This window comes from Agrobacterium sp. 22094, assembly GCF_052046015.1.
Classification (GTDB): Bacteria; Pseudomonadota; Alphaproteobacteria; order Rhizobiales; family Rhizobiaceae; genus Agrobacterium; species Agrobacterium cavarae.
The window spans coordinates 44,342-68,942 of sequence record NZ_JBQEPX010000008.1 but is presented as its reverse complement, the minus strand read 5'-3'; the positions used below and the strand labels follow the sequence as shown (position 1 = coordinate 68,942).

Below are 24,601 nucleotides of genomic sequence, written 5' to 3'. Positions count from 1 at the left end.
AGCATCGCCCTCATTTTAGGGACACGTTAGGACTGCAGGCTCTTCTTCAGCGCATCCATGATGTTGATGACATTGCCGCCCTGCTTTGCCGCGGCGGGCTGCTTCTTGGCTTTGGACTTAGGCGCGTCCTTGGCCTTCGTCTTCAAGAGCTTCTGAACTTTCTTCTGCACCGTGTCCTGGACCAGCGACGGCTTCCAATTCGTCAACTGCTTGTCGATCTGCTTATCCAGCGCCGTTTGCAATTCCTTATCGGTCTTCGCCTTCTTATCGATCGTATCGACAGCGTCGCGCACCTCGTCGCCATAATGCAGCGTCCATAGGATGATGCCCTTGCCGGATGGCTCCAGCAGAACAGCGTGCTCGCGGCGATAGAGGACCAGTCGGGCGATGCCGACGACCTTGCTGGCCCTCATCGCTTCGCGAATAACGCTGAAGGCTTCGGCACCGATCTTGTCCTCGGGTTTGAGAAAATGCGGACGATCGTACCAGATCCAGTCGATGGAGCCTGCGGGAACGAAGGTCTGAATATCGATGGTTCTGGTGCTTTCCAGACCAACAGCATCGATCTCGTCTTCCTCCAGCAGCACGAAATCGCCGTCTTCCTTGGGAAAGCCCTTCACCTGATTTCTATCCGCAACCGGACGATGGGTGACGCTGTCCACATAGCGGCTTTCGACGCGATTGCCCGTCTCCCGATTGATGACGTGGAAGCGGATCTTGCCGCTTTGAGAAATGGCAGGCGTGAGCGAGACCCTTGCCGTCACGAGCGACAGCCTCAGATGACCTTTCCAGAATGTCTGTCTCGGCATGGAAACTCCTTGAGGTGCGAGGCTGGGTTGCAGCAACCTTCTCTAATCCACGGAGGAGACAGGAAGTTCCCAGGCGTCAGATCCAGCCATCTCCATTTTTTCGCAGCAAGGGTGTGGAGAACGCCGCGCACACGCGCGTCGGCCATTTGGAGTCTAGGCTTTCCAACGCGTCGCGCCAGCGTTCCGATTGCAACATGGCCGCACCGATAACGACTGGCTCGATGCCGGAGGCTTGGAGCAGGGAGAGCCCGGCGAGGATCGATGTTCCGCTGGAAATGACATCATCGATGAGTGCCACGCGCCGCCCCTTCAGAAGCGGCAACATGCGCGGATCGATATAGAGCCGCTTTTCCTGCTTCGTGGTGATGGACGACATCGGCACTGACAGCTCGTCCAGATACCAAAACTTTCGCGATGTCCCGAGCGGTACATAGCGCGAATGACCGAGGCGGCGGGCCACCTCGCTTGCCAGCGTCAGGCCAAGTGTCGGCAGTCCCACCACCACACCCGGCTCGAAGGACTTCAGCTTGGCCGTAAGATCGTCTGCCAGAGCGCCCAGCACCGTGAAGGAAGCCTGATTGATGATCAGCGAGGCGAGCGCATGGTCTCCATCGCTCAGCGGCCGGATCGGCAGCCGAAGCTGGCGGCCATCATCCAGCGTAACTGGGTAGAAGCCGACCTTGGTCCCGTCTTCGGGAAAGCTGCCGGGCTCATGCAGATCTTGCCAGAACTCGTGGGGCTTCATCGCGCGTCCTTCCTCATCACTCTTTTCCGAACCATCGTCCGATTCCTGTTAAATGCCCTATTAAATCCAAAGCGCTTTTGCACTAGAAATGAGATCGACAGACGAGCCGTGTCCCTCGGCTTTAATGCACAGATCCCAAGGATTTCCCTTATGACCGCCTCGACCATGACCGCCGACGAGCTCTCCCTTTTGACGGCGCTGCGTCGCGATCTGCATGCGCATCCAGAGCTCGGCTTCGAGGAAGAACGCACCAGCCAGATCGTCACCTCTCTTCTGGAGGAGGCGGGCATTGCTGTCCATCGCGGTCTTGGAGTCACAGGCGTTGTCGGCACACTTCAGGTGGGAAACGGCACGCGCCGCATCGGACTGCGCGCCGACATGGATGCGCTTGCCATGCCGGAACTGGCGGAGAGACCTTACAAGTCGACGGTTCCGGGAAAGATGCATGCCTGCGGCCATGACGGCCACACCGTCATGCTCCTCGGTGCTGCCCGCGCGCTTGCTGCCGATCGCGGTTTCTCCGGCACGGTGCATTTCATTTTCCAGCCTGCGGAAGAGGGCCGTGGCGGAGCGAAGAAGATGGTCGAAGACGGGCTCTTCGAACTTTTCCCATGCGATGCGGTCTACGGTCTCCACAATATGCCGGGTCTCGATACGGACGAAATGGCAGTGGTCGGAGGACCGCAGCTTGCCTCGTCCGATAGCTGGCGCGTTGTCTTCAAGGGCGTCGGGACCCATGGGGCGAAACCGCATCTTGGCCGCGATCCGATCACCGCTGCGGCAAGCTTTCTCTCCTCGTTGCAGAGCATCGTCGGACGTGTCATCGATCCGCTGCAGCCCGCCGTCGTCAGTGCCTGTTCGCTTCAGGCAGGAGACCCGAATGCACTGAACGTCATTCCCGACCTCGTGCATATCGGCGGCACGGCGCGCGCCTATGCTGCCCATGTGCGCGATCAGCTGGAGGAAGAAATCGGTCGCCTGGCAAGCGGCACAGCATCCATGTTCGGCATCGAAGCAAGCTACGAGTTCACCCGTCGTATTCCGCCTGTCGTCAACGATGCCCATGCGACAGAGCGGGCGCTAAACGCGGCGCGAAGCGTCTTTGGGGCGAAAGTCCGGACGGCCTTTCCGCCTTCCACCGCTGGCGACGACTTCGCCTTCTTTGCCGGCGAAGCACCCGGCTGCTATGTCTGGCTAGGCAACGGCCCTGCGGTGGACGGCGCGCTGCATCACAACACCTCCTATGACTTCAACGATGACGCGATCGCCTCCGGAGTTGCTTTCTGGAAGACCCTGGTGAAGCAGGAACTGGCAGCGGAATAGCTGGTCTTGCGCGAGAGCCTCGGGGGCGAGCGTTGATGAAGGAAATCCTCAAGCTTCTGCAAACGCGGCAAGAAGGCGAGGTGCATTTGGAAGAAGACGTGGCAGCTTCGGCGCCCGCTGACGCCGAACCGGTAGCAGCATATTGGGGGCGGAGCCTGAAGAGATGTAAGCTCTACGGGCTCGGACCGCATCTGCCATCGTGGAAAGCGCCGCTGCCGATCACCGTTCTGGGCAGACTATTTTTTGTCACGAGGCAGTTATCGTCTTGAACTCCAGGTCAGGAACGTCTCTGGTCTGACACCATCCGTCCGTGCTTTCTCGATCAGCGGCCCGAGGGTGTCCTTGACGAACTCTTCCATTGTCGTGGGCAGCACCGGGCGATCATCGCGGAACTTAACCCGCCCATCATTAAGAGCCGCCGCGGTGTTCTTGTCATAGACCCACCGATCTAGCGTCCCGAACCTCTCCCGGAAGACCGTCTCGACCTCGTGACTGGTGGGATCGACGAAGCGATAATCCACCTCTCGACCGAGCGCCCGACCGATGATCGCGGCGATCTCGGACATCGTGTAATCGATGCCCAGTTGTTTCACGGACCGGTGCTCTTCAGGCGGCGTGTCGAACTCCCTGGCGGCAAAATCAGCGAGATCCTGAATGGAAACCCAAGGCGCTTTGACGTGGGGCGCAAGCGTAAAGCCGATCCTATCATGTTTGGCAATCGCCTCCGCCCATCTGGACAGGTCCTCCATGAACCAGCCACCTTGGAGGTGCACTAGCTTGATGTCCCGTAACCGGTTGAGGATCTGGTCAAGAATATGGAAGCCTTGGAAATGGCCGGTGTTGCCAGTGAGTTCGGATCCCATTCCGGTCAGGCTCACCGCAAATCTCACCGGGGAATCCCGAAGTGCGTCGAAGAACCTGAGCGCTACCGCGGGATAGTGCCCATGAAAATCCTCCGCCGTCCAAAGGGTTTTGACCATGAGGAACGCAGCGTCAGCATCTTCGAAGAACTTGGAAAGTTCACCATCACCCGTGTCGAAGCTGCCGATGAACGGTTCTGCGCCTTTCGCGACAAGCGCATCGAGGGCGGGCCCTCCTCTGGACAGGGCTTTGACGGAATGGCCTTTGGCCAAGAGGTTTTCGGTCAGTTTGGTGCCGATCCTGCCGGTCGCACCAACCACGGCAATACGCATGGCTTATCTCCTGAAGTTGTTTGACCAGGACACTAAAGGATTGCGTGGCGTGGCAGAATTGGAGATAATGCCATATGATATCGAAATCAGGCCAATCTCCGAATAAGCGACCTCCTTGTAGTACCGCTTGCGATCTCAGACTCGCGCATGGACCGGCGATGGCCATAAGGATGGACTTCGCCGACTATGAGGCCGAGGCAGACCCGCATCAGCACCCACAGGGTCAACTGATCCTGGCGCTCCATGGCGCGGTCACCTGCACTGCGGAAAGCGGGGTCTGGATCGTTCCGCCCGACTGCGGACTCTGGGTCCCCGGCGGCGTTCATCACAGCAATCAGGTCACACCCAATGCTCGTCTGACGTATCTATTCGTCGAGCCCGGCGCGGCCACGCTTCCAGACGAGTGCTGCACGCTGTCGGTTTCGCCCATGCTTCGGGAGATGATCCATCGGTTAGCGGAGCTTCCAGAACAGGACCGGCGCGACGCGCATGTAGAACGCTTGATGCGAGTGATGCTCGATGAGCTCGCGCTGATGCCGCGTCAAAGGCTGGAGCTCCCTGTCTCTGATCATCCAAAGATCGCCCTGATCGCTAGGGCGCTCCTGGCAAATCCGAGCGACCGCCGAACCCTCTGCCAATGGGCTGAGCATGTCGCCGTCAGTGAACGAACGTTAAAACGGCTTATGATCGAAAAGACCGGATTGAGCTTCGGCCGTTGGCGACGCCAGCTGCATCTGGTGATCGCGCTACGGGAACTGGCGGGTGGCGCAACCGTCCAGAAGGTGGCGAGCGACTTGGGATACGAGTCCACGACGGCCTTCATCGTCATGTTCAAGAAGGCGCTTGGTACCACGCCATCGCGCTACCTTGCCGGCGCGCAGCAGCCCTGAGAATGTGGGCCGAGATCCCGTCCCCCAACCGACATCAAGTTGACAGTGGCTCCCGCACCGTTCCCGTCAGCACATCGGCGATACCCATATCGGTCTGGTGGGGACCTGTGTTGCAGGCAAGCGTGGCGCCGAAGCAGGCCTTGAAGACGAGGTAGGGCGGCTGCCATTCGACGACCTTGCCGACGGCTTCGCGCACCGCCTCAAAGCCCGCGGCCACCTCCGTCAGAGGTGCATCGGATACGAGGCCGGAAAGCGGGAGAGGCAGCAGGGCGGTCACCTTTCCGCCTGAGGCGACGGCCATTCCGCCGCCCGCCTTGATCACGGCATTGGCGGCGAGCGCCATATCCGCTTCGTTGCCGCCGAAGACGGTCAGGTTGTGGCTGTCGTGGGAGACGGTGGTGGCGAAGGAACCTTTCCACTCGCCCCAACCCGTCAAAAAGCCGGTTCGGGTGATGGCATCTGCCTTGCCGTGCCTATGCGTCACCGAGATCATCGTCGTACCATCAGGCGGCACGACAAAGCCGTCAACCACGTCAGCCTCGATTTCGCCCCACCGCGTGAAGCGCGGCCTGTCGATGGTGGCGAGCCGGACGCGTTTGCCGTTGCTCTTCACCCGAAAATCCTCAGGCGAGCGAAGCGGCAGCTTCATGGAGCCTTTCAAAGGCGCCGCGTCGATCTCGGGGATCTCGACGATCATTCGGCCTTGCTCGGCAACGGGCGTTCCACTGACCAGGACATGGCGGGCGGAGAACTGCGTCAGATCGTCGAAAACCACGATATCGGCCCTTCGACCGGCAGCAATCAGGCCGAGATCATTGCGCTGAAGGCGTGCTGCTGCGTTCAAGGTCGCGGCCTGCAATGCCCATTGCGGCCGAAGGCCGTAGCGAACCAGCCGGCGCACCACATCATCCAGCCCGCCGCCCTTCAACAGATCGTCAGGGAAGACGTCGTCTGTGCAAAGCGTCAGCGTCGGCGGCAGATGGCCGAGCCTGTTCAGGGCCTCGACAAATTCCGGCAGCAGATGATCGTGGGAGCCGCGCAGTTCAATGGTCAACCCGGCGCGCAGCTTCGCCATCAGGTCGTCCGCTGATGTGAGTTCGTGGTCGGAGGTAACACCGGCTGCCATAAACGCGTTGAGATCGGCACCTTCCAACCCACGCGCATGGCCGCAGATCAGCTTATCGGCATGCAGTCCTTCCTGGAGAATGGCGCTCATACGCGGGTCGCGCTCGATGACACCGCGCATATTCATGACTTCGGCAACACCGCCGACTTCCGGCCAGAAGAGAATTTCGGCAAGCACCGTCGCATCGAAATCAGCACCCGCCCGTTCAAGCCCCGGTGCCGACGGCACGCAGGAAGGCGCGAGCAAGATTGTTCGCAGCGGCAGATTGCGACTTGCCCGCGATGCCCAGGACATGCCGTCCAGTCCATGGACATTGGCAAATTCGTGCGGATCCCAGACAACAGTGGTCACACCCTTGGCGACGACCGCAGCAGCATAGGAAGCCGGCGTGACCATGGAGCTTTCGATATGCATATGCGTATCGATCAAGCCGGGCGCGACATATCCGCCTTTGGCATCCAGGACCTGCGTGGCGTCCTGTCTTGAGCCGGTGGGGTGGACGCTTACAATCAGCGGACCAACGAGGCCGATATCGGCGGGACGCAATTCGCCCGTCACCACATCCACCAAAGTTCCGCCGGAAATCAGAACATCGAAAGGCGCATCGCCCCTTGCCGCCGCAACCGCGCGGGCGCGGAGCGCGGCGTCATTCATGCCGTCGCGATCGGCAATGATCGGCTTTTCACTCATCGGCTTGCCTCTGCTTCAAGTGCACCAAGGATGATCTTGCGCGCATATTCGGCATCGATGTCCTCTGCATAATGAGCATTGAAACGATCGGCATGGGCAAGCCGCGCTTCCACGACCGTTCGCCCACGCGTTAGACTGCCCTGCAGTTCGACATCGATGCGAGCCGGTTTCCATGTTACGCTCTCAGGATCAACCACGGCCACCGCCGCGCAAGGATCGTAAAGCGCCATGGCATCACGCCCCCGGCTGACGGCGATGTTGATGAAGCCTTCCAGCATATCGGCTACCAGCGCTGCGTTCTTTCCACCCGCCTGCCGGATAGGCGCCACATCCCCAAGAGAGGCGGTGACTTTGCGGCAGAAGTCGAGATCGACCATGCGCAGCGGAAGCCCATGGGCAATGACGATGGCCGCGGCTTCAGGATCGGCAAAGGCGTTGAATTCGGCAGAGGCCGTGTGATTGCCAAGCGTCACCCCGCCGCCCATCCAGGTCAGGTCGGTAATGCGCGCGGCGAGATCCGGTCGGGCGAGGCAGACTGCAGCAATGTTGGTCAGAGGACCAAGGGCCAGAATCTTCTTTTCCCCTGCCCCCTCTGCCAACCACTGGCAGAGGGCATCGAAAGCATTCGACAAGGGCAGATCGTCCGATGCTGGAAGCGTCGCTCCCACTGTCGGGATGCCGGTTTCACCCAGAATGCGTTGCGCTGTTTCGATCTCTCCGAGAACAGGGCTTGCCCGCCCGGCGTGGATAGGAAAGCACCAAGAGAAGGCCAAGGCCGCACCCGCGGCATTCTTTTGCACCTGATCGAGCGGCGCGTTGCCGAAAACCAGAGAGACTCCGTCGATAACCTGACCGGACGCTGCCACCACCAGAATGGCAGCGATATCGTCGAAACCCATATCGGTATCGATCCACATCCCCATCTCAGTTGAACACCTTGAGAGATGCCGCCTTTTCGACGGGCAGATCAAAGGGCAGCGTCGCGCCGATCTCATAGGACGGCAGGCTCGCATCCACCTCGGCCTTGATGGCCCCGAGAGGGCTGTCGAGCAGATATTCCCGCGTGTTGCCTGCAAAAGACGTGCCGCGCACGGTGCCCTCAAAAGGACCTGAACCGAGGGTTACCATGCGCGGCCTCCATGCCAGTCCCGCCGTACTCGGAACCTGGCCAGAAAGCGTAACTCGTCCTGCGTCCGTCTTCAGCTCTGCGCCCTCCAGACGGAATATGTTTTCAAAGCCGACAAAGTCGGCGACGAAGGAAGAGACAGGTGCATTATAGATCTCTTCCGGCGTGCCAATCTGCTCAATTGCGCCGTTCTTCATCACAACTATGCGATCAGCCAGTGCCAAGGCCTCGACCTGATCATGGGTGACGAAGATCATCGTCACACCGGTCGCCTTCTGCACCCGCTGCAACTCGGTGCGCATTTCCAGCCGGAGCCGGGCATCGAGATTGGAGAGAGGCTCATCGAGCAGGAGAACCTTGGGGTCCATGACCATGGAGCGCGCAAGCGCTACGCGCTGCTGCTGGCCACCGGATAGTTCCGCCGGCTTGCGCGAGGCGAAGGTGGAGAGACCGACGGATTTAAGTCCCGACGCCACTTTTGCATCCAACTCTGCACCGGTCAGGCCCTTAAGCCGCAGACCGAAGGCAACGTTTTCATAAACTGTCAGATGCGGAAAGAGCGCATAGGACTGGAAGACCAGACCAACGGCACGCTTGTTGGCGGAGACACGGGTGATATCGGCACCATCCAGATCGATACGACCGCCTGCAATCGGCATCAACCCCGCAATGGCACGCATCGTGGTGGTCTTGCCACAGCCGGACGGTCCAAGCAGCGCCAGAAGCTCGCCCTTGCGGATATCGAGATTGAGCTTGTCGACGGCCATGGTGGCACCATAGGCGAGCGAAAGATTTTGAAGAGAGAGATACTGTGCGTCAGACATAGCGGGAGAACCCCAGGAAACGTTCGGCCATGAAAACAATGCCGATGGAAAGGAAGGCGAGGAGCGAGGAGAGCGCCGCGACGGACGGATCGAAGACGATTTCCATATAGCCCAGCATATCGATCGGCAGCGTGCGAACGCCAGGACCCGACAGGAAGAGCGATACCGGCACCTGATTGAAGCTGGTGACGAAGCCAAGAATGAAGGCCGACAGAATGCCGCCGCGGATGTTCGGCAGAACGACGCGGAAGAAGGCGCCAAGCCGGGACGAACCGAGCAGAACCGCCGCCTCTTCGATATCCGAACGCAGATTGGTGAGGCTGGCAGAGACCACGCGCACGGCATAGGGCAGTATCAAGGCGGTGTGCGCGAGAAAGAGAGCCAGCGTGATGCCGATGCCGAAGGGCACGACGAAGTATCGCAGCAACGCGAGACCGACGATGATGCCGGGCACGATGATTGGTGCCGAAACAATGGTGCGGATCGTTTCGGAAAGCGGCAGCTTGTAGCGCGACATGGCGTAAGCAGCAGGTATGCCGAGGAGGAGGGCCGCAAACGTGCCGCCGATGGCAAGAAACATCGACATGGCAAAGCTGTTGCGGAAGCTTTCCACGGTAAAGACCTTGGCGATCCATTTCAGCGAAAAGCCCTGCGGTGGGAAGGCCAACGTGTCGCCGGCCGAAAACGAGGCGGCAACGATGATCAGGAACGGCCCGATCAGAAAGCCGATGACCAGCATCAGCGTGAGGGGAATGAAGAGATGGCGGGTCATTTCCTGTTCCTTGCCGTTGCAATGCGCTTGAGCAGGATATTGGCCGCAAAGCTCATGACGATCAGAATGAAGGCAATGACGCTTGCAGCGACGAAATTGTTGGAAACCGTGACCTGCTGATAAAGCAGCGTTTCCAGCATCAGCACCTTGGAACCGCCGAGAATGGCGGGCGTGATATAGGCGGTGAGCGAGCCGGTGAAGACCAGTGTGCCACCGACGACGAGGCCTTCCTTCGTCAGGGGAATGATGACCTTCCAGAAGACCTGGAACCAGTTTGCACCGAGAACCCGCGAGGCGGCCACCACATCGCGCGGCATGTTTTCCAGCGCGCTGATCAGCGAAATGATCATCAGGGGCAGAAAGAGCTGCAACAGGCCGATGAACACAGCCGTCTCGCTAAAGAGAATGCGGATCGGGCTATCGGTCAGCCCAAGAAACTTCAGCGCTTCGTTGACAATGCCCGTGCGCCCCAGAATGACGATCCAGGCATAGGTGCGCGCCACCGGGGAGATCATCAGCGGCAGGATGACCAGATTGATCATATGCCCCTTCGAACCCGGCGGCAGGCTGACGATGGCAAAGGCGGCAGCATAACCGATGACGGCGGACACAACCGTGACCAGCGCGCCAAGTTTCAGCGTGCGCAGGAATACCGCCTGGTTTAGCGGGTCGGAGAAGAAAGTGGTGTAAGCCTGCAGCGTCCACCCATCGGCGGTGCGAAAGCCCTCCGAGAGAAGAATGAAGACCGGCACGAGAAAGACCGCCGCCGCAAAGATTGCGGCGGGCAGGGCCAGCGCCAGAGCCTCGGTCCGATTTTGAAACATGGCGGTCTATCCTTCGACAGGCTGGTCGATCACAGATGAGCCGTCATCCTCGACCGTTGGGTGCGAGGATGACGCGCGACGCAAGATTACTGACCGACCTTGGCGTTCCATTCCGACAGCCACTTGTCGCGGTTGTCGAGCGAAACGGCGGACGGGATGAGCTGCAGGCTTTTGACGGTCTCCTCGCCATAGGTGATGTTGTTCGCCACCTCTTCGGAGACCTTGACCTCCTTGTTGGTGGGGCTATCCACCAGCTTGTCGGCCAGTGCCTTCTGAACATCGGTCGAAAGCCAGAAATCCATGAATTGCAGCGCAAGATCCTCGTTCTTCGTCCCCTTCGGCACGACAAGCACGTTCATGCCGCCGGTCTGACCTTCCTTCGGTGTTGCCCATGCAAGTGGAAGATCGAGCTTGGTGAAAGGCGCCCAGGAGAAGCGACCGATGGGTGCGGCCCAGATTTCTTCCTGCTGCATCAACTGCACGAGTTGCGAAGACTTCACATAAAAGGTGACAATATCGTCCTTCTTGGCACCGACAGCCTCGATAGGCGCCGCGAGATCAGGCGTGTCCTTGTCCATCGCCTTGCCCAGCATATAGAGCGCAGGCGGACCCTGATTGGTGGTGACGTTCGGGAAGGCGATGTGATCGACGATACCGTCCTTCAGGAGATCACCCCAGCTGTCGATCTTCATTTTGTCGGTTCGATAGACGATCGACGTCGCATAGAGATTGACGCCAACGCTCATGCCATCGCCATTCGGATCCTTGGCAATGTCGTAAAGCTTCTCGATATTCGGCACCTTGGCGGTATCGATCTTCTGGATCAGGTCCTTACGGGCGGCGGAAAGCGCATCCGCCATGGAGACGATGGCGAGGTCGATGACCGGGTTGGTCTTGTTGGCCTCCATCTTCGCCAGGCGCTCAACGCTGTTGCCGGTTTCCACGACCAGCTTGCAGCCGCATTTCTGCTCGAAGGGGGTGTAGACGAGTTCCTTGAACTCGTCCTGCGCGAAGGCATAGACGGAGATCGTCAAGGTCTTGTCCTGTGCCTGCGCGGCCCCGAGCGACAGCATCAGCGCCGTGCCGGATGCGAAAAGGATCTTTTTCATGATGTATGTTCTCCAGCTGTGGGTTTTTTATCTTCAGTCTGCTTCTCGTTATTGGCGGCGGAGGAGCGACGAATGACGAGCTCCATCGCCACTTTGGAAATATCCGCGACCACGCCGCCCGCGGCGGGCCGGTTCGCAGGGTCATCACCATCAATGGCGCGAACAAGAGCGGTAACGGCGACTTCCGCAATGCGTGCCATATCCATGCGAATGGTGGTGAGGGACGGCGTGACCACGGATGCCCAGATGAGGTCGTCAAAGCCGGTGACACTTGCCTCGTCCGGCACGGCAATACCCTCATCCTGAAGTTCGGTGAGAACACGCAAGGCATGCAGATCCGATGCAGCGGCAAAGGCGGTAAACCCCTGGCGCACCTTGTCCGCCACGCCGAGCCGGCAGCCTTCACCATGGCGCTCTTCGAGCGACGCGATCCAGAGCGTTTCAGTTCGGGCAGAAGCAGTCAGTCCGGCGCGAATGCCGCCGATGCGATCGTTCTGCACATTGGAATCCGAATTTCTGGCGATCATCACGACATTGCTGTGTCCGAGCCCAGCAAGATGCCGACCGATCTGCACGCCGCCATCCCAGTGGTCGGCGGCCACCGTGTTGCCGGGCGTGGAAGGAGAGTCGATCACAGCGACCGGGCAATCCACATCGGCAATCCGCGTACCACGACGGGGGACGACGACCATGCCTTCGACCCCACGTTCGATCAGCCGGTTGATTGCATCCGTCTGCTTGGCAATCTCCCCATGGGAGTCGGCGATCAGAACACCGTAGCCGGCATCGGCCGCGGCCTTCTCGATGGCTTGAGCGATTTGTGGAAAGAGCGGATTGCCGATATCGGGAAGCACGAGGCCAAGAACGCCACTGCGCCCCGTGCGAAGCGCGCGGGCGGCAGGACTGGGCACATAGCCCATCTCCGCTGCCATCTTACGAATGCGCTCACCAAGCTCCGCCGAAACACGCCCTTTACCGGAAAGGGCGTTCGATACCGTCGCGCTCGAGACACCGAGAGCAGCGGCAATTCCGTGCAGATTTGCGGCGGGCTTTTGCAAAGCCATGATCTTGCGCCCTTGCTTAATCGTTTAAGCAAGCTAGTGGAAACCGTCTCCAATGTCGAGTCCGGCTTGCGATTTTTCATGACTTCGTGCGTGTCGACGATCCGCGACGATACAAGCCAGCTATGACCGTTACTCCGCGGTCGCGGCATGCAGGCGCTGTTTGAGCAACGACAACGCCAGGATCATTCTACAAAATTGATCAACAATAAAATCTTTTGGCTGTGGTGTGGGCAAAGGCATTGCTACGTTTGAGCTGCTTGGGGAACACGCGCTGAAAGGTGGAAACGATGACAGCGACAGTGACTTACATTCACGAGGAGCGGGAGAAACTCGCCCTGGAAGCTGCGGAATTGAAAACGGCCATGCGCCAGGTCGCAGGCAGTGTCAGCATCATCACGGCTGGTCATGGCGTCCATCGCACGGGAGCGACCGTCACGTCAGCCACTGCGCTCTCGATGGAGCCGCCAACGATGATCGTCAACATCAACCGGTCGTCTTCGACATGGCCGGTCATCGCGCGCTTCAACCACTTCTGCGTCAACATCCTGTCCGGCGAACAGGAGGATGTCGCATCCCGCTTTGCAGGCGTTGGCGGACTGAAGGGTGCGGAGCGCTATGAAGGAGCCGACTGGTTCGATCTGGAAAGCGGCGCTTCGGGCTTACACGGCGCGCTCGCGGTCATCGACTGTGCCGTAGAGGATGTCGTGGAGCGTCACACCCACGCCATCGTCATCGGCCGGGTTCTCTCCGTTACCCGTGGAGACGGACGCCCGCTTCTCTACCACGCCGGACAATATCTTCAGATCTGACGAGAGTGACGCTTGCGCAGCGCGATTGCATCACGCTGTCTTGTTCACCGGCTCTTCACCGGTGTTCGCCGCAAACTGCTCAAGCGTCATCGTGTCGAGAACGGCTGCCATGGCATCCCGGACATCCGTCATCGACCGGCGGACCTGACAGGCCGCCGGATCGGAACAGTCCTCGCAGGCTTCAAAGGCCGTGCGGCTGGCGCAGCGAATAGGGGCGAGCGGCCCATCCAGCGCGCGAATGACCTGGCCGATATAGATATCGGATGCCGGCTTTGACAGCGCATAGCCGCCGCCCGGTCCCTTCTTGGACCGCAGCATGCCCTCATTGCGAAGCTCCAGCAAAATCGCGTCGAGAAACTTCTTCGGGATATTGTTGCGCGCGGCAATGTCGCTGACGAACGCGGTCTGCCCCTTATCGAGGCTCGCGAGGTCGATCATGGCCTTGAGACCGTATTTACCCTTTTTCGTCAGCATCGGCGTCTTTCACATCCAGCAGGTCGCGTTTCATCAAGCAGTAGCTTGACCGGACATACTGCTCGGCACCTGAACTTTCAATGAATTCCATGAAAATTATCGAATAGAACGGCCCCGGTAACTCGAAAACGTTCTATTCGAGCCAAACGGCTAGCCGCCCTGCGGGCCGCGGCTCGGCCGGGCATTTTGCGCCGTGGCAAGGCCCCGGATCGCATCCGCATTGCCGGTTGCCGCAGAAGCCTCGAAGACCTGTACGGCTTCACCGTAACGCTTCATGTTGAGATAGGCGTAGCCGCGAATAACCATGAGATCGATACGCTCGGTGGCATATCTCGCCCGCTGATCAAGAAGGATCAGCGCCTCTTCGTAGTGCTTGCTCTCATAGGCCGCCAGCGCGCGGTCGGTGAGGATTGCCACTTGAAGCTCGGTGGCCTTCTGGCGATCCATCGAAGATTTTGTTGCGGAAACGGCGGCATTGTCCGTCAGACCCATGCGAAGATAGGCAAGGCTCTGGCCATAGGCCGCATCACTGCGAACCGTCGAATCGCCGTTCTTGAGAGCCGCGGAGAAAGCTTTCACCGCCTCGGCAGGCCGGTTAGCCTCCATCAGACACCAGCCTTGCTGGAGTGCACTCTGCGCAGAAAGCGCGTCCGGATTGAGGCTCACAGAGCAACGGCCGGACTGGCGCGCACCCCGAACGGCGCCCGCTTGGCGCGGCGGCGAAGGCTCGTAAGCGACGGTGGTCGCTTGCGGAGAGACCATGCGCGGTGCGGTGGTCATTGCGCGAGATTGGGGCTGTACGGGCGCAGGTGTCGTGACTGCGGGCGCGGCAGCGATCACGCCCGCCTGAGCGGTCGGTCGGCCGATCTCCAAGATACGCTGCGACTGGTTACCCCATTGGCTCTGAAGCCGACTAACCTCCGCCAGATTGTTGAGCTCCTGGTAGGTGAGAGCCAGACCATAGGCCGATGGCTCATCCTCCGGCTTCCACTGCAATGCGGTGGAGAACCATTGCTGCGCCATCTGCGGCTGCTGGAAGGCGCGAGAATACCAGCCAAATTCCTGTGCGGTCGCGGCATCTTTCTGCGCTACGGTTTCCGTTGCAATGCGCTGAAGAATATCGGGCTCCAGCGCGACAGGCGGATCAAGTGCCAGGAGGTTGGCGGCTGCAGCGAGATAAGTTGCGCGCGCACCATCGGAGGAACTACGCCATTTGAACATGATGTCTTCGGCTTCGCGGGGTTCTCCACGCGCAACCAGCGCAAGCGCTAAGCCTTCCGAGGCGGAGGCGGAATCCTCCACATCCCTTGCGCGGCGGAACCACTTTTCCGCGTCGTCCATCTTCTCACGGCCGACATTGTACCACCCAAGCAAGAGCGCATCGCTTGCAAGCTTGTTGGTTTCCGCCAGCCGTTCCATGCGGGAGAGATAGGCAGGCGGTACTGTGACCTTGGGGTCTTCACCCGCCTTTGCAACGAATTGACGCGCGAGATCGTCCTTGACGGGCTCGAACTCGAGTTGGCCATCCGGTCCGGGTTTTTCCCGCGAGAGGAGGTCTTCCATCATCTCGATTGGCAGAAGCGTCGAGGCCTTTTGCACGGTTGCCAGACGTTCCGCCGGATTCTGGCAATTGGTCAGCAGGTAGCCATAGGCATCGCGTGCACGCGCCGGCTTCTCCGTCCGCGCGAAGGCTTCCGCCACGCGCCAGAGAACATCGACTTCGCTGCAGGTCAGCAGGCCCGGGTTTTCGGCCGCCACGCCGAGCACCGCATTATACTGTTTCAGATCAGAGGCGTTCACCAGACGCTGGCGCGCTTCGGCAAGATCCAGCATCTCGGTCAGATTGGCGGGCGGCTGCCAACCAGCTTCCGCAGCCTGACGGTCGGCGATAGCCTTGCGCGCCTCTGAATAGCGACCGGTGGCATAAAGTTGCCAGATCCCGTCCAACTGCGGATCGCCCGTGGGTGCGGCAGCGGTAGGATCGGCAGGCGGTGTCCAATTTGGATAAAGCGCTTTCAGACGTGCGATCTCAGCTTGAAGACGCGCCGTGTCGCCGCGTGTGGCGAAGTAACGGAGAGCGCTTTCATCGACGACCGGTGCGGCATCGCCCGTGCCGGTCTGAGGGGCCGGATTTGTGTTTTGAGGCGCCTGCTGCGGCGTTCTCGGTGTCTGCGCAAGATTGGTCGAGGGGGCAGCGCGGGATTGCGGCTCTTTGGTGCCGAGGGAAAGCGGGCTGTCACCCTTCTGGACGTCGGCATTGTTCATGCCCGCGGCGAAGGCGTGCGTCCCGACTGCCTGCATCGGGGCGGAATGAACGGCGCTGACGTGGCCGAGAAGCGCATCGCGCGACTGGAAGATGCCAGCGGCGCACAGTGCCAAGACGGCAGCGGACAGCAACAGTGGCTTCTTGTTCATAGGCACTCCTGATTCGCCTGCGCTACGAAAGACAAAGCCAAGAGATGCAACGTAGATGGATAATAAAGTGTTGACGCGTAGGTTCTCAGTTCCTGTGGAATGGGTTTTTTGCTGGCTTTGCAGGCCAGAAGTGCGGGCATGATGCGATAGCCTGCATCCGAAAGCACATCCTTGGCTGCACCGGACTTCAGATCGAAGGTCGCGATATTGCCGTCCTCGAGCGACATGCCAGCCGCCATCCTGGCGTAGAGATCGGGCGAGCCTGACGCCCCTCTGACCAGATAGAGCGGAATGCGAACGGAGTTGTAGCCGAACTCCTGCGCAAAACCATCGGCCGGACGCGGCTTGGTGCGCACGGATACCCAGTCAGCCGGTAGCTTTCGCGGGCCGAAGGCAAAGCCGTTGATCGCGACGAGACCATCGGCCGCAAGCTTGCCCCATAGAGGTGACGGCGAAAGCTCGTTGAGAAGCGGAAAGGCTTCAAAAATATAGTAGGATGGATTGACGACAGGCCCATCCGGCCGGTCGCTATCGGCAAAGCCGGAGGCGGCTGGAAGAAGAAGGGTTCGACCGCCGCGCTCCACCACCGCCTTGTCGAGCACCGCCTTGGCGATTCCTCGACCGGCGTCTGCAAGGTCCTGGCGTCCCCATTGTCGGGCAGCGAGCGCCAGCGCCTGCGCGATCAGAATATCGCCGTCCGTGGCATTGTTGATGTCCGAGACATGGGGCGTCGATTGCGGATCCCATTTCCAGGCAGCAAGACCATCGTCTCGCACCAGAAGTTCGGTCTTGGTAAAAGACCAGATCAGCTCGAAATTCGCCTGGTCGTCGGCAAGAACGGCGAGCCACATGCCGTAACCCTGGCCTTCGCTGTGGCTGATCCCGTTATTGCCTGTATCGATGATGCGCCCGGACGGGTCGAGAAAGGCGGCTCGATAGCTCTGCCAGTCCGCCGCGTTGATGGAGGCTGCCTTGACGCTCAGCGGGATCATCAGCACCCCCAGCAACAACACCATTCTTGTCAGTGATCTGGCAAATGTCATCACGGCTTGCGTCCCAACAGCCTCAGAAGGATGAAGGTAACCCATCCGAGCACTGACAAAAAGCCGATGAACACCAGCGCGTAGGAAAGCGTGTTGCTGGACAGCCAGTTGGCTGCAATCAGCCGCCAATTGGAAAACGTCGCCGGGCCGGTGTCGAAGAAGGTCTGCTGTTGGGCGACGATCGTCTCAACCTTGTCGGCAGCAGGATCAAAGGTGGCAATACGTCCAGAGAGCCCGCTCCATCGCTTCAGTTCCGTCATCGATTTGACGCCGGATCTCAAAGTGTCGATGGCCGGTGCCGTGGCAAGCGTCCACACACCCTCGCCACCGGGGCTCAACCCCTGCGCCAGCATGAAGCTGACATTTCCTGGCGGTGTGTAGACTTGCTCCGCGCCTGGAAGAAACCGGAGAGTGTCCCTGCTGATATCGAAGTTGCGCCTGATCCACTCCTCGAAGGAGGATATCTGCCCTTGCCAGACACCGCCATCCACGCGCTCGCGCCAGTTTTCAAACAACTGATCGGTCTGCTCGACGGGTGGCGTTGCGCGCCCTCCCTCACCCCAACTCGTCTGGCTGGCCAGAGCGATGTTGAATTGGGCAGCCAGTGCTGGCGGTATCTGGGCCAGCGTACCGATGAAGACCGCGTCTCTGTCTCCCACGGCAGCAATGGAGCTGACGAGATCGATCGCGAGTGGCTGACCGGCAGCGAGTGACATACGGCCGAGAAGCGTCGCCGCAGACGACATGACGTCCGGATCGATCCGCTCCATATAGACCGCAACGGGCTGCTGCGAGGCGTGATAGGGCTGTATCACACCACGATTGGCGGCCAAATCTGGGGCGCGACCAATTCTCGCGAAATTGGGCATGTGGAATTCGGACGTGTCGAACAGCGCAAAACGCGGTGTCCCGCTTGCCGTCGTTCCCGGCAAGCAATCCGAATCCGCCTGCGTCTGTATGACGGCCTCAATGGCAACCGTGTTGGCGCCCGGCACGAAATGCCGCAACGTGACCTTGATCGGCAGGTGTCGGAAGATGCCACCGCCGCGGTTCGAAATCGGCACGGTGGAGGCAATATTGCCGTTCACATAGACATCGATATGGCTCCCGGGAAGCACGTCGCTGGCATAGGCCGCGTCCAAAAGCAGCGTCGCTTCACCATAGGCGGCAGCGTAGAAATCAGCCGGAATGCCAATGGTGAAATCGGTGCGGAAGCGCCGTCCCGAAAATTCCGCACTTTTGACGCCAAGCGACGAGAGCACCAGGCGGCGGTTTCCGACAACCAGTGGCGCATCCGGGGTGTGCCAGTTGCGTGTAGACAGAAACGAACGCACCGATCCGGCCGGACGTTCGGCCGAGGCAACGAGACTGTCGATCGCCGTTTGTAGCGCTTGAGGTGTCGGGCCTCCGACGATCAATGCTGAAAGATTGCTGACGATGTTGCTCTCAAAGCCGGCATACGGGCCAGCCAGGACTTCCGGCGGAACGGAACTTGCGACAGCGGCGATTTCGCGCGATGTGCCGGCCAGCACGATCAGCGAACCCGCCTTCCGCTCCTTCGGCACCGTCGTGTGGAAGGCGATTTGCTGATTGGGCATCTGCGTGCGCAGCGCCAGCGCCTGCGACAGCTTCAGCAACGACTCCGCCATCACCGGGTTCGCCAGGCCGGGAGCCACGATATCGATGGAGGTGAGGCCTTCGCTGCCAGCGCCGATCGCCTGGATGTCCTCGATCGTCTCGAAACGGTTGGCAACATCGGCATTGAGCGTGATGAAGGTGCCGGCGGGATTGATATCAGTCCACAGATCATAGGTGGATTCGACCGTGCAATCGGTCCTGTGACGCTGCTTGACGCCAAGTGTCACGACATTGGCGCCCGCCTGAAGCGTGCCTGGCGGGATGGGAATCGAGACGCTTCCCTCCGCATCGGGAGACGCGATGCTCTTTTTCTCCAACGGCACATTGTTGATCGCGATCTCCAGGCTCGAGCTTTCCGGCGCAACCACCACGGCGTTTTGATACGCGATCGTGACGGCCTGCGCCGCCTGCGCCTGCTGCTCTGTCAGGTAGATCGTCCATTGCCGCTGATCGATCTCACCGGACAGGCTGAGTTCGCTGAACGGCAATATGTAACGGCGGCGCGGATCGACGGATGTCTGGACGGGTAGCGATGGCGCCTGCGTCGGCTGAGCCTGGGTCTGCGGTTGTGATGGCGCACCTTGGGGATAAGATGGTGGAGATGGCGCGGGAGTGACCGGAACGGGCGAGAGCCGTGCCGGTGCCGGCTGCTGTGCAGGAGGCACCATTGCAGGCGGCGAAACAGCGGGCGGCGCAGCCGGGATTTGCGGCATGGACGGTGCGTTTGGCACTGGCTGTGGCGCGGGCTGCACCGGAGCCGACCTTGCCGCAGGCGGGTTCGCCGGGCGCTCGGGAGACATGTCAAAGGGTGCGCTTTGCCCAAACGCGCTTGCCGACAACATGGCGTAAAAGCTTACGAGGAGGAGCGGCTTTCTCATCACTTGGCAACTCCTGCCGCAGCCTTCTGTCGCGCTCTCGATCGGAAGGAGCGCATGAAATAAAACAGGCCGCGTTGTGTCTGGAAAAGCGCGATGCCCATGAAGGTGATCGTGCCCCGGATCAGGCCGGGATTACCCCTGCGTGCGCGCTGAAATTCGGTCCATTGCTCTGAATTGGCGAAGATCAGATCCGCTATCAGGCGGTGTTCGATATTTTCCTTTGGCGCAAAGGTGCAGCCGACCGAGGTAAAGCCCTGCTGCTTGACGGTTCGGACGATATCGATCGTCATCGACGAGGGCGCCCCAGGGCTATAGGGGTCGACGCGAATAATCGCGGGGCGGCCCTTCTCGACGACATCCAGATCCTTTTCGAAAATGTTGATCAGCATGCCGTGGACGGACACGTTCTGAACCGTTGCCGGCAACCAGGGGCCGTCTTCCTGCAACTGCAATTCGCATCGGCGCTTGACGGTGATGCGCCGCGACGCGGATTTCTCTCCGCGTTCGGACACAACGCCGAGAGCACAGCCGGCAAAGATGATGTTGAGCAGGTTCCAGCCGCCAACGACGAGCGTGACGTCCGCCTTATAGGGCTCGGCATAGATGCGATAGATCGCAAAGATCATTGCGATGACCAGCACGAAGAAGATGACGAAGAACGGCCGGCTGATTTCCGACAGGCGGGCTTCGCTGATGGATTCGTCCTTCGCCGTCACCTTGAAGGTCGGCTTGCTGGGGTTGAACAGCACCGAGACCACGGCAGGCAAGAGATGCACCGTCTGCACATATTCATAAAGCTCGGAAATCCACGGCCAGCGGAAACTTCCATAGAGGAAGTTCTGTATCATCAGGTTCACCAGCATGTAGGCCGCCGTATAGGCCAGGAACTCGCCCCCGGATGCAACGAAGATCTGCAGGTCGAAGAAGAGATAGAAGAGCGGCGCGAAGAGGAAGATGGTGCGCGGGAACGGGAAGAGCCAGAACAATGTCGAGGACATGTAGCAGAGCCGCTGGGGGAAGGAGAGCCCTCGGCGGAAAAGCGGCTGGCGGAAGATCAGGATCTGCATCATGCCTTGCGCCCAGCGGCTTCGCTGGCCGATGAAGCTGGTGAAGGTCGCGGGCTGCAGACCGGCAATCAGGGGCTTATCGACATAAAGGCTGTTCCAGCCGCGCGAATGAAGCGCAAGTGCCGTCTCGCAATCCTCGGTAATGCTGACGCCGCTGAAGCCATCGGTTTCTTTGAGCGCCTCGCGCCGCAGAACCGCTGCCGATCCGCAGAAGAAGGCACCGTTCCATTTGTCCAAGCCGCGCTGGATGATGCCGTAGAACATTTCGTTCTCGCTCGGCATGGTTTCGAAGGTGCGCAGATTGCGCTCGATCGGGTCCGGATTGACGAAGAAATGCGGCGTCTGGACGAGAAAGAGCCTTGGATCTTCCCCAAAATAGCCAACCGTTTCGAGAAGAAAATCGCGCGCGGGCGCATGGTCGGCGTCGAAAACGGTGACCAGTTCACCCGTCGAATGATCCAGACCATTGTTCAGATTGCCAGCCTTGGCATGGACGTTGCGCTCACGCGTCAGATAGTTGACGCCGAGATCGGCGCAGAGCTTTTGCAATTCCGCGTGGCGCCGGGTCGCGGCTTGCGCTTCCAGCCCGTTCGGCGCATTGCGTTTCTGCACCGTGCCGCCATCATCCAGCAGCCAGACGGTGAACCTGTCCGCCGGATAATCCATGTTCTTCGCAGCCGCCAGCGTGTTGGCGAGAAGCTCCGCATCCTCGTTATATGTTGGCACGAATACGTCGACCGTCGGCACATAGCCGGGCGAACCAGGACGGCCCTTTCGCGACGGCAACGGCATCGAGACAATGACAAGGCTGAGCGCCAGCATCACCACGCTGTACATTTCGGCGAGATAGAGCAGGAAGCCCGGGATGAAGTTCTCGAGCTGGTTGACGGGCGGCAAGGTGCTGGTCGTGCGCCAATACACGTAGCGCAGAACAATGGCCGTACCGAAGCCAAGACCGATGAGCCGCCAGGCGCCCTTGCCGTTCAGAGACTTGATGGTGGCAAGCAAGGCCAGCGAAATCGCCGTGGCGATGAGATGCGTCTGTAAGCTGACGGGCAATGTGATGATCAGCAAGACACAGGCTGACACGAACAGCCAGAGGGTGAAAGCGATGACCTTGCTCATCAGCAAACCTTTACATCAAGTCGATAAGAAGCGGACCGCTCCCTGGCCTCATGCCACTGGCCCCTGACTGCGACGAAGAGACCAAGTGGATCAGTTACACCTGAAACAGTTAATTGCAGGTTTGTCCGTTCGCCTGACCGGCAACGCAGGCAGGCGAAGGAATGGCGACCTGTTTCGTTTCGATACGCCGCGCTGGCGGGGGCACGTCTGCCGGTCTGCTGCCAGCCGCCCTTGGCGCTGCCGGCGACGGGATGAGGACAGCCGGCCTGGAGGATACGGTGGGCTGCGGCTGCACAACGACCGGCGCCGCTGCGGGCGAGGCTGTCACCGCAGGTCGCGGCTGCGAACGAACCGGAGCCGAGATGGGCGTCTGCGTTCCCGGCTGCATGGGCACGGCACCCGATACGGGATAGATAGGATTGCCGGCACGTCCGAGGCTCTTGTCTGGGTCCTGTGCGGTTCCGTAAGGATTCCAGTTGGTGGACAGATAATTGCCGGTAATCGTGTAGTTATACATCACCGCCAGGAGATCGCGCGTCGTGACACCCGACTGGCAGAGCCGCAGCGTCACATTGATGCGACCGAGATTCTTGAAGCTTTGGCGCGCGCTTTCCGGCGACCTGATCTGCTGCCATCCGTAAATGCAGGCATCGTTGCCATAACCTCTGCCTGAGGCATAGGAAAACGTGCCGTAATTGTTCTGCAGATATTCGGCAGACGTCGCCATCGCCACACCGGGAAATGCGCTCCTGATCTCCCGCGAGATCGAAGAAACACGCAGACTGCTTTCCGACAGCCCGCCCCTTCCGGTATCCTCTGCCTTTTGCGGCCCGAAAAGCTGCACCTTCAGATAGTTCTGACCAGGGGTCGCCGCATCCGAGCGCAGGATCACGTCCTGCTGAACGGCATTGGCGTAATTGCGGTTGATAACGGTGAGGACTTCCGGGCCGCCGGGCGGCGGAAAGATCAGTGCTTCTTCCGGCGCCAACATCTTCGGCCCGCCGGATTGCTGCACGCCGGCCGGCGTATTGCAACCTGAGAGCGCCAGCGCCATGCCACATGCCAATGCTGTCGCAGTGGCGGTGTTCATCACCCCACCACGCCCCTTTGACCGGGATCGAACATCGCGAATCACATGTGGCACAATCATAGTTACGAAATACGTGAGCGCGATGAATTAGCAATCCGAATTGTCGATGGCATAGAGTGATGCCGCATGTCGCGGCGCGATCCTCGATCGGCTCACGGGAACTTTATCGTCTGACCAAGATTGGGCGGATGGTTCTCTACTTGGGCGACGGCCGCTATGACGACTTGACGGACGGCGCGAGGGAATCAAAATACGGAAAGAGAAACAGCATGGAAGAGCAGACCTTGAGCGCCACAACACAACTGACGGACGAAATCACCGCATTGCGTCGATGGCTGGAGGAGGCTGCTTTGCCGCTGTGGTGGGAGGCCGGAGCAGCAAAACCCGACGGCGGCTTTCATGAAAGGGTCGATCAGGACGGAAAGCCGGTTCTTGGCGATAATCGTCGCGCCCGCGTGCAGCCCCGTCAGGCCTATTGCTACGCGGCAGCCGGCGAAAACGGCTGGACCGGCGACTGGCAGCGCGCCATCAATCACGGTCTCGACTGGTTTGACAAAGTCTATCTTCTGGAGAGCGGACTTTACGGCAATCTTGCCGATGCATCTGGAAAGCTGATCGATCCGTCCTTCGATCTTTACAATCAGGCTTTCGCCCTCTTTGCTGCGGCCCAAACGGCGATGGCGTTGCCGGAGAGGAAGCACGAGATGCGCGAGCGCGCGCTCGGCATCCTCTCGCTCCTCAAAGAGCGTTATGCCCATTCCGAACAGGGCTTCGAGGAAGACAGTCCGTCTCGCTATCCGCTCTGCTCCAACCCGCATATGCATCTTTTCGAGGCCATGCTGGCCTGGGAGACGGTCGATCCAACCGGCCCCTGGACGGCTGTCGCCGATGAGATTGCAAATCTCGCGATGACGCGTTTCATCGATCAGGAGAATGGCGGCCTGCGCGAATTCTTCGACAAGGATTGGACCCCAGCACCCGGCGAAAAAGGCCGCATCATGGAGCCTGGCCATCAGTTCGAATGGGCCTGGCTTCTGGTCAGATGGGGGCTTTTGCGCAACAGCTTCGATGCCATTCAAAAGGCAAAGCGGATGTTCGACATCGGGGAGAACCATGGCATCTGCCTACGCCGCAAAGTCGCGGTGATGAGCCTTCTCGACGATTTCAGCATGCATGATCGCCTGGCTCGTTTCTGGCCGCAAACCGAATGGCTGAAGGCCGCCGTTCGCCTGGCCAGTGCCACCGAAGGCGAAGAGCGGCATCGCTATATCACCTCCGCATCGCGGGCGGTGATGGCGATCCGGCCCTTCCTCGACACACCAGTGAAAGGCCTCTGGTTCGACAAGTGGCCCGCCGATGCACCGATGATCGACGAACCGGCACCGGCCAGCACCTTCTATCATATCGTCTGCGCGATTTACGAAGCCGACAGCGTGCTGAAGGCACTGGCCATCAAGACAGCGGGGCCGCGATAAGGCGTCGGCTCCTTCTGCCCTCGACCATGCCTCTTTGATGCCGCGAACGATTTTCGCGGCCTCTTGGATGATGATGAAAAGATTTGCCTCGC

At 60.0% G+C, this 24,601-nt stretch carries 20 protein-coding genes; 4 read left to right on the top strand and 16 right to left on the bottom strand.

The window, feature by feature from the left end:
- Nucleotides 1-26 precede the first annotated feature (26 nt).
- Nucleotides 27-809: a non-homologous end joining protein Ku gene (gene ku / locus ACTJK5_RS22350; RefSeq protein WP_440598755.1), complete on the bottom strand. Its 783-nt coding sequence runs from the start codon at nucleotides 807-809 to the stop codon at nucleotides 27-29.
- A 76-nt stretch (nucleotides 810-885) separates the two neighbouring features.
- The gene (locus ACTJK5_RS22345; protein ID WP_440613272.1) at nucleotides 886-1,554 is read right to left on the bottom strand and encodes a phosphoribosyltransferase; all 669 of its coding nucleotides are present in this window, start codon (nucleotides 1,552-1,554) and stop codon (nucleotides 886-888) included.
- Between the two features lie 150 nt (nucleotides 1,555-1,704).
- Between ACTJK5_RS22345 and ACTJK5_RS22340 the strand changes: the two genes are divergently transcribed.
- Nucleotides 1,705-2,877, top strand: coding sequence for a M20 aminoacylase family protein (locus ACTJK5_RS22340; protein ID WP_440598757.1), 1,173 nt, complete (start codon nucleotides 1,705-1,707; stop codon nucleotides 2,875-2,877).
- A gap of 257 nt (nucleotides 2,878-3,134) precedes the next feature.
- Here ACTJK5_RS22340 and ACTJK5_RS22335 read toward each other — a convergent pair whose 3' ends face one another.
- Entirely contained in the window at nucleotides 3,135-4,070 is a 936-nt protein-coding gene (locus tag ACTJK5_RS22335; RefSeq protein ID WP_113226037.1) for an NmrA family NAD(P)-binding protein, read from the bottom strand.
- Between the two features lie 74 nt (nucleotides 4,071-4,144).
- Here ACTJK5_RS22335 and ACTJK5_RS22330 point away from each other — a divergent pair, with 74 nt between their 5' ends.
- Complete coding sequence (locus ACTJK5_RS22330; RefSeq protein ID WP_274103970.1) at nucleotides 4,145-4,960, top strand: AraC family transcriptional regulator; 816 nt, start codon at nucleotides 4,145-4,147, stop codon at nucleotides 4,958-4,960.
- A gap of 34 nt (nucleotides 4,961-4,994) precedes the next feature.
- On the opposite strand, the gene ACTJK5_RS22325 is transcribed toward ACTJK5_RS22330, so the two are convergent.
- The 7 genes from ACTJK5_RS22325 to ACTJK5_RS22295 form a co-directional block, all read right to left on the bottom strand.
- Nucleotides 4,995-6,776: an adenine deaminase gene (locus ACTJK5_RS22325; protein WP_113267620.1), complete on the bottom strand. Its 1,782-nt coding sequence runs from the start codon at nucleotides 6,774-6,776 to the stop codon at nucleotides 4,995-4,997.
- Nucleotides 6,773-7,699, bottom strand: a complete 927-nt coding sequence (locus ACTJK5_RS22320) for a nucleoside hydrolase (protein ID WP_113226034.1) — start codon at nucleotides 7,697-7,699, stop codon at nucleotides 6,773-6,775. Before ACTJK5_RS22320 ends, ACTJK5_RS22325 begins: the two co-directional genes overlap by 4 nt.
- Nucleotide 7,700: 1 nt before the next feature.
- Entirely contained in the window at nucleotides 7,701-8,726 is a 1,026-nt protein-coding gene (locus ACTJK5_RS22315) for an ABC transporter ATP-binding protein (protein WP_440598758.1), read from the bottom strand.
- On the bottom strand, nucleotides 8,719-9,498 hold the full coding sequence (locus tag ACTJK5_RS22310) for an ABC transporter permease (protein WP_113226032.1): 780 nt from the start codon (nucleotides 9,496-9,498) through the stop codon (nucleotides 8,719-8,721). The genes ACTJK5_RS22315 and ACTJK5_RS22310 overlap by 8 nt, the downstream gene beginning before the upstream one ends.
- Nucleotides 9,495-10,322 (bottom strand): ABC transporter permease, encoded by an 828-nt coding sequence (locus ACTJK5_RS22305; RefSeq protein ID WP_062423563.1) that lies wholly within the window; start codon nucleotides 10,320-10,322, stop codon nucleotides 9,495-9,497. The genes ACTJK5_RS22310 and ACTJK5_RS22305 overlap by 4 nt, the downstream gene beginning before the upstream one ends.
- Before the next feature lie 86 nt (nucleotides 10,323-10,408).
- Nucleotides 10,409-11,431, bottom strand: coding sequence for an ABC transporter substrate-binding protein (locus tag ACTJK5_RS22300; protein WP_062443566.1), 1,023 nt, complete (start codon nucleotides 11,429-11,431; stop codon nucleotides 10,409-10,411).
- A complete protein-coding gene (locus ACTJK5_RS22295; protein ID WP_113226030.1) occupies nucleotides 11,428-12,495 on the bottom strand; it encodes a LacI family DNA-binding transcriptional regulator in 1,068 nt (355 codons plus the stop codon). The genes ACTJK5_RS22300 and ACTJK5_RS22295 overlap by 4 nt, the downstream gene beginning before the upstream one ends.
- A gap of 287 nt (nucleotides 12,496-12,782) precedes the next feature.
- On the opposite strand from ACTJK5_RS22295, the gene ACTJK5_RS22290 reads away from it, so the two are divergent.
- The gene (locus ACTJK5_RS22290) at nucleotides 12,783-13,304 is read left to right on the top strand and encodes a flavin reductase family protein (protein ID WP_440598759.1); all 522 of its coding nucleotides are present in this window, start codon (nucleotides 12,783-12,785) and stop codon (nucleotides 13,302-13,304) included.
- Nucleotides 13,305-13,334: 30 nt separating this feature from the next.
- On the opposite strand, the gene ACTJK5_RS22285 is transcribed toward ACTJK5_RS22290, so the two are convergent.
- From ACTJK5_RS22285 to bcsN, 6 genes are all read right to left on the bottom strand, one after another.
- Nucleotides 13,335-13,778, bottom strand: coding sequence for an RrF2 family transcriptional regulator (locus tag ACTJK5_RS22285; protein WP_062423567.1), 444 nt, complete (start codon nucleotides 13,776-13,778; stop codon nucleotides 13,335-13,337).
- A 150-nt stretch (nucleotides 13,779-13,928) separates the two neighbouring features.
- Nucleotides 13,929-16,193, bottom strand: coding sequence for a tetratricopeptide repeat protein (locus ACTJK5_RS22280; RefSeq protein WP_440598760.1), 2,265 nt, complete (start codon nucleotides 16,191-16,193; stop codon nucleotides 13,929-13,931).
- Nucleotides 16,190-17,236 (bottom strand): glycosyl hydrolase family 8, encoded by a 1,047-nt coding sequence (locus ACTJK5_RS22275; protein ID WP_313590482.1) that lies wholly within the window; start codon nucleotides 17,234-17,236, stop codon nucleotides 16,190-16,192. The genes ACTJK5_RS22280 and ACTJK5_RS22275 overlap by 4 nt, the downstream gene beginning before the upstream one ends.
- Nucleotides 17,236-19,752 carry a cellulose biosynthesis cyclic di-GMP-binding regulatory protein BcsB gene (locus ACTJK5_RS22270; RefSeq protein WP_440598761.1) on the bottom strand — a complete coding sequence of 839 codons (2,517 nt, stop codon included), beginning with the start codon at nucleotides 19,750-19,752 and terminating at the stop codon, nucleotides 17,236-17,238. The genes ACTJK5_RS22275 and ACTJK5_RS22270 overlap by 1 nt, the downstream gene beginning before the upstream one ends.
- The gene (bcsA, locus tag ACTJK5_RS22265; protein ID WP_440598762.1) at nucleotides 19,752-21,944 is read right to left on the bottom strand and encodes a UDP-forming cellulose synthase catalytic subunit; all 2,193 of its coding nucleotides are present in this window, start codon (nucleotides 21,942-21,944) and stop codon (nucleotides 19,752-19,754) included. The genes ACTJK5_RS22270 and bcsA overlap by 1 nt, the downstream gene beginning before the upstream one ends.
- A gap of 109 nt (nucleotides 21,945-22,053) precedes the next feature.
- The gene (gene bcsN / locus ACTJK5_RS22260; protein WP_440598763.1) at nucleotides 22,054-23,034 is read right to left on the bottom strand and encodes a cellulose biosynthesis protein BcsN; all 981 of its coding nucleotides are present in this window, start codon (nucleotides 23,032-23,034) and stop codon (nucleotides 22,054-22,056) included.
- 269 nt (nucleotides 23,035-23,303) lie between these two features.
- Between bcsN and ACTJK5_RS22255 the strand changes: the two genes are divergently transcribed.
- Nucleotides 23,304-24,509: an AGE family epimerase/isomerase gene (locus ACTJK5_RS22255; protein WP_440598764.1), complete on the top strand. Its 1,206-nt coding sequence runs from the start codon at nucleotides 23,304-23,306 to the stop codon at nucleotides 24,507-24,509.
- The last annotated feature ends 92 nt before the right edge of the window (nucleotides 24,510-24,601 follow it).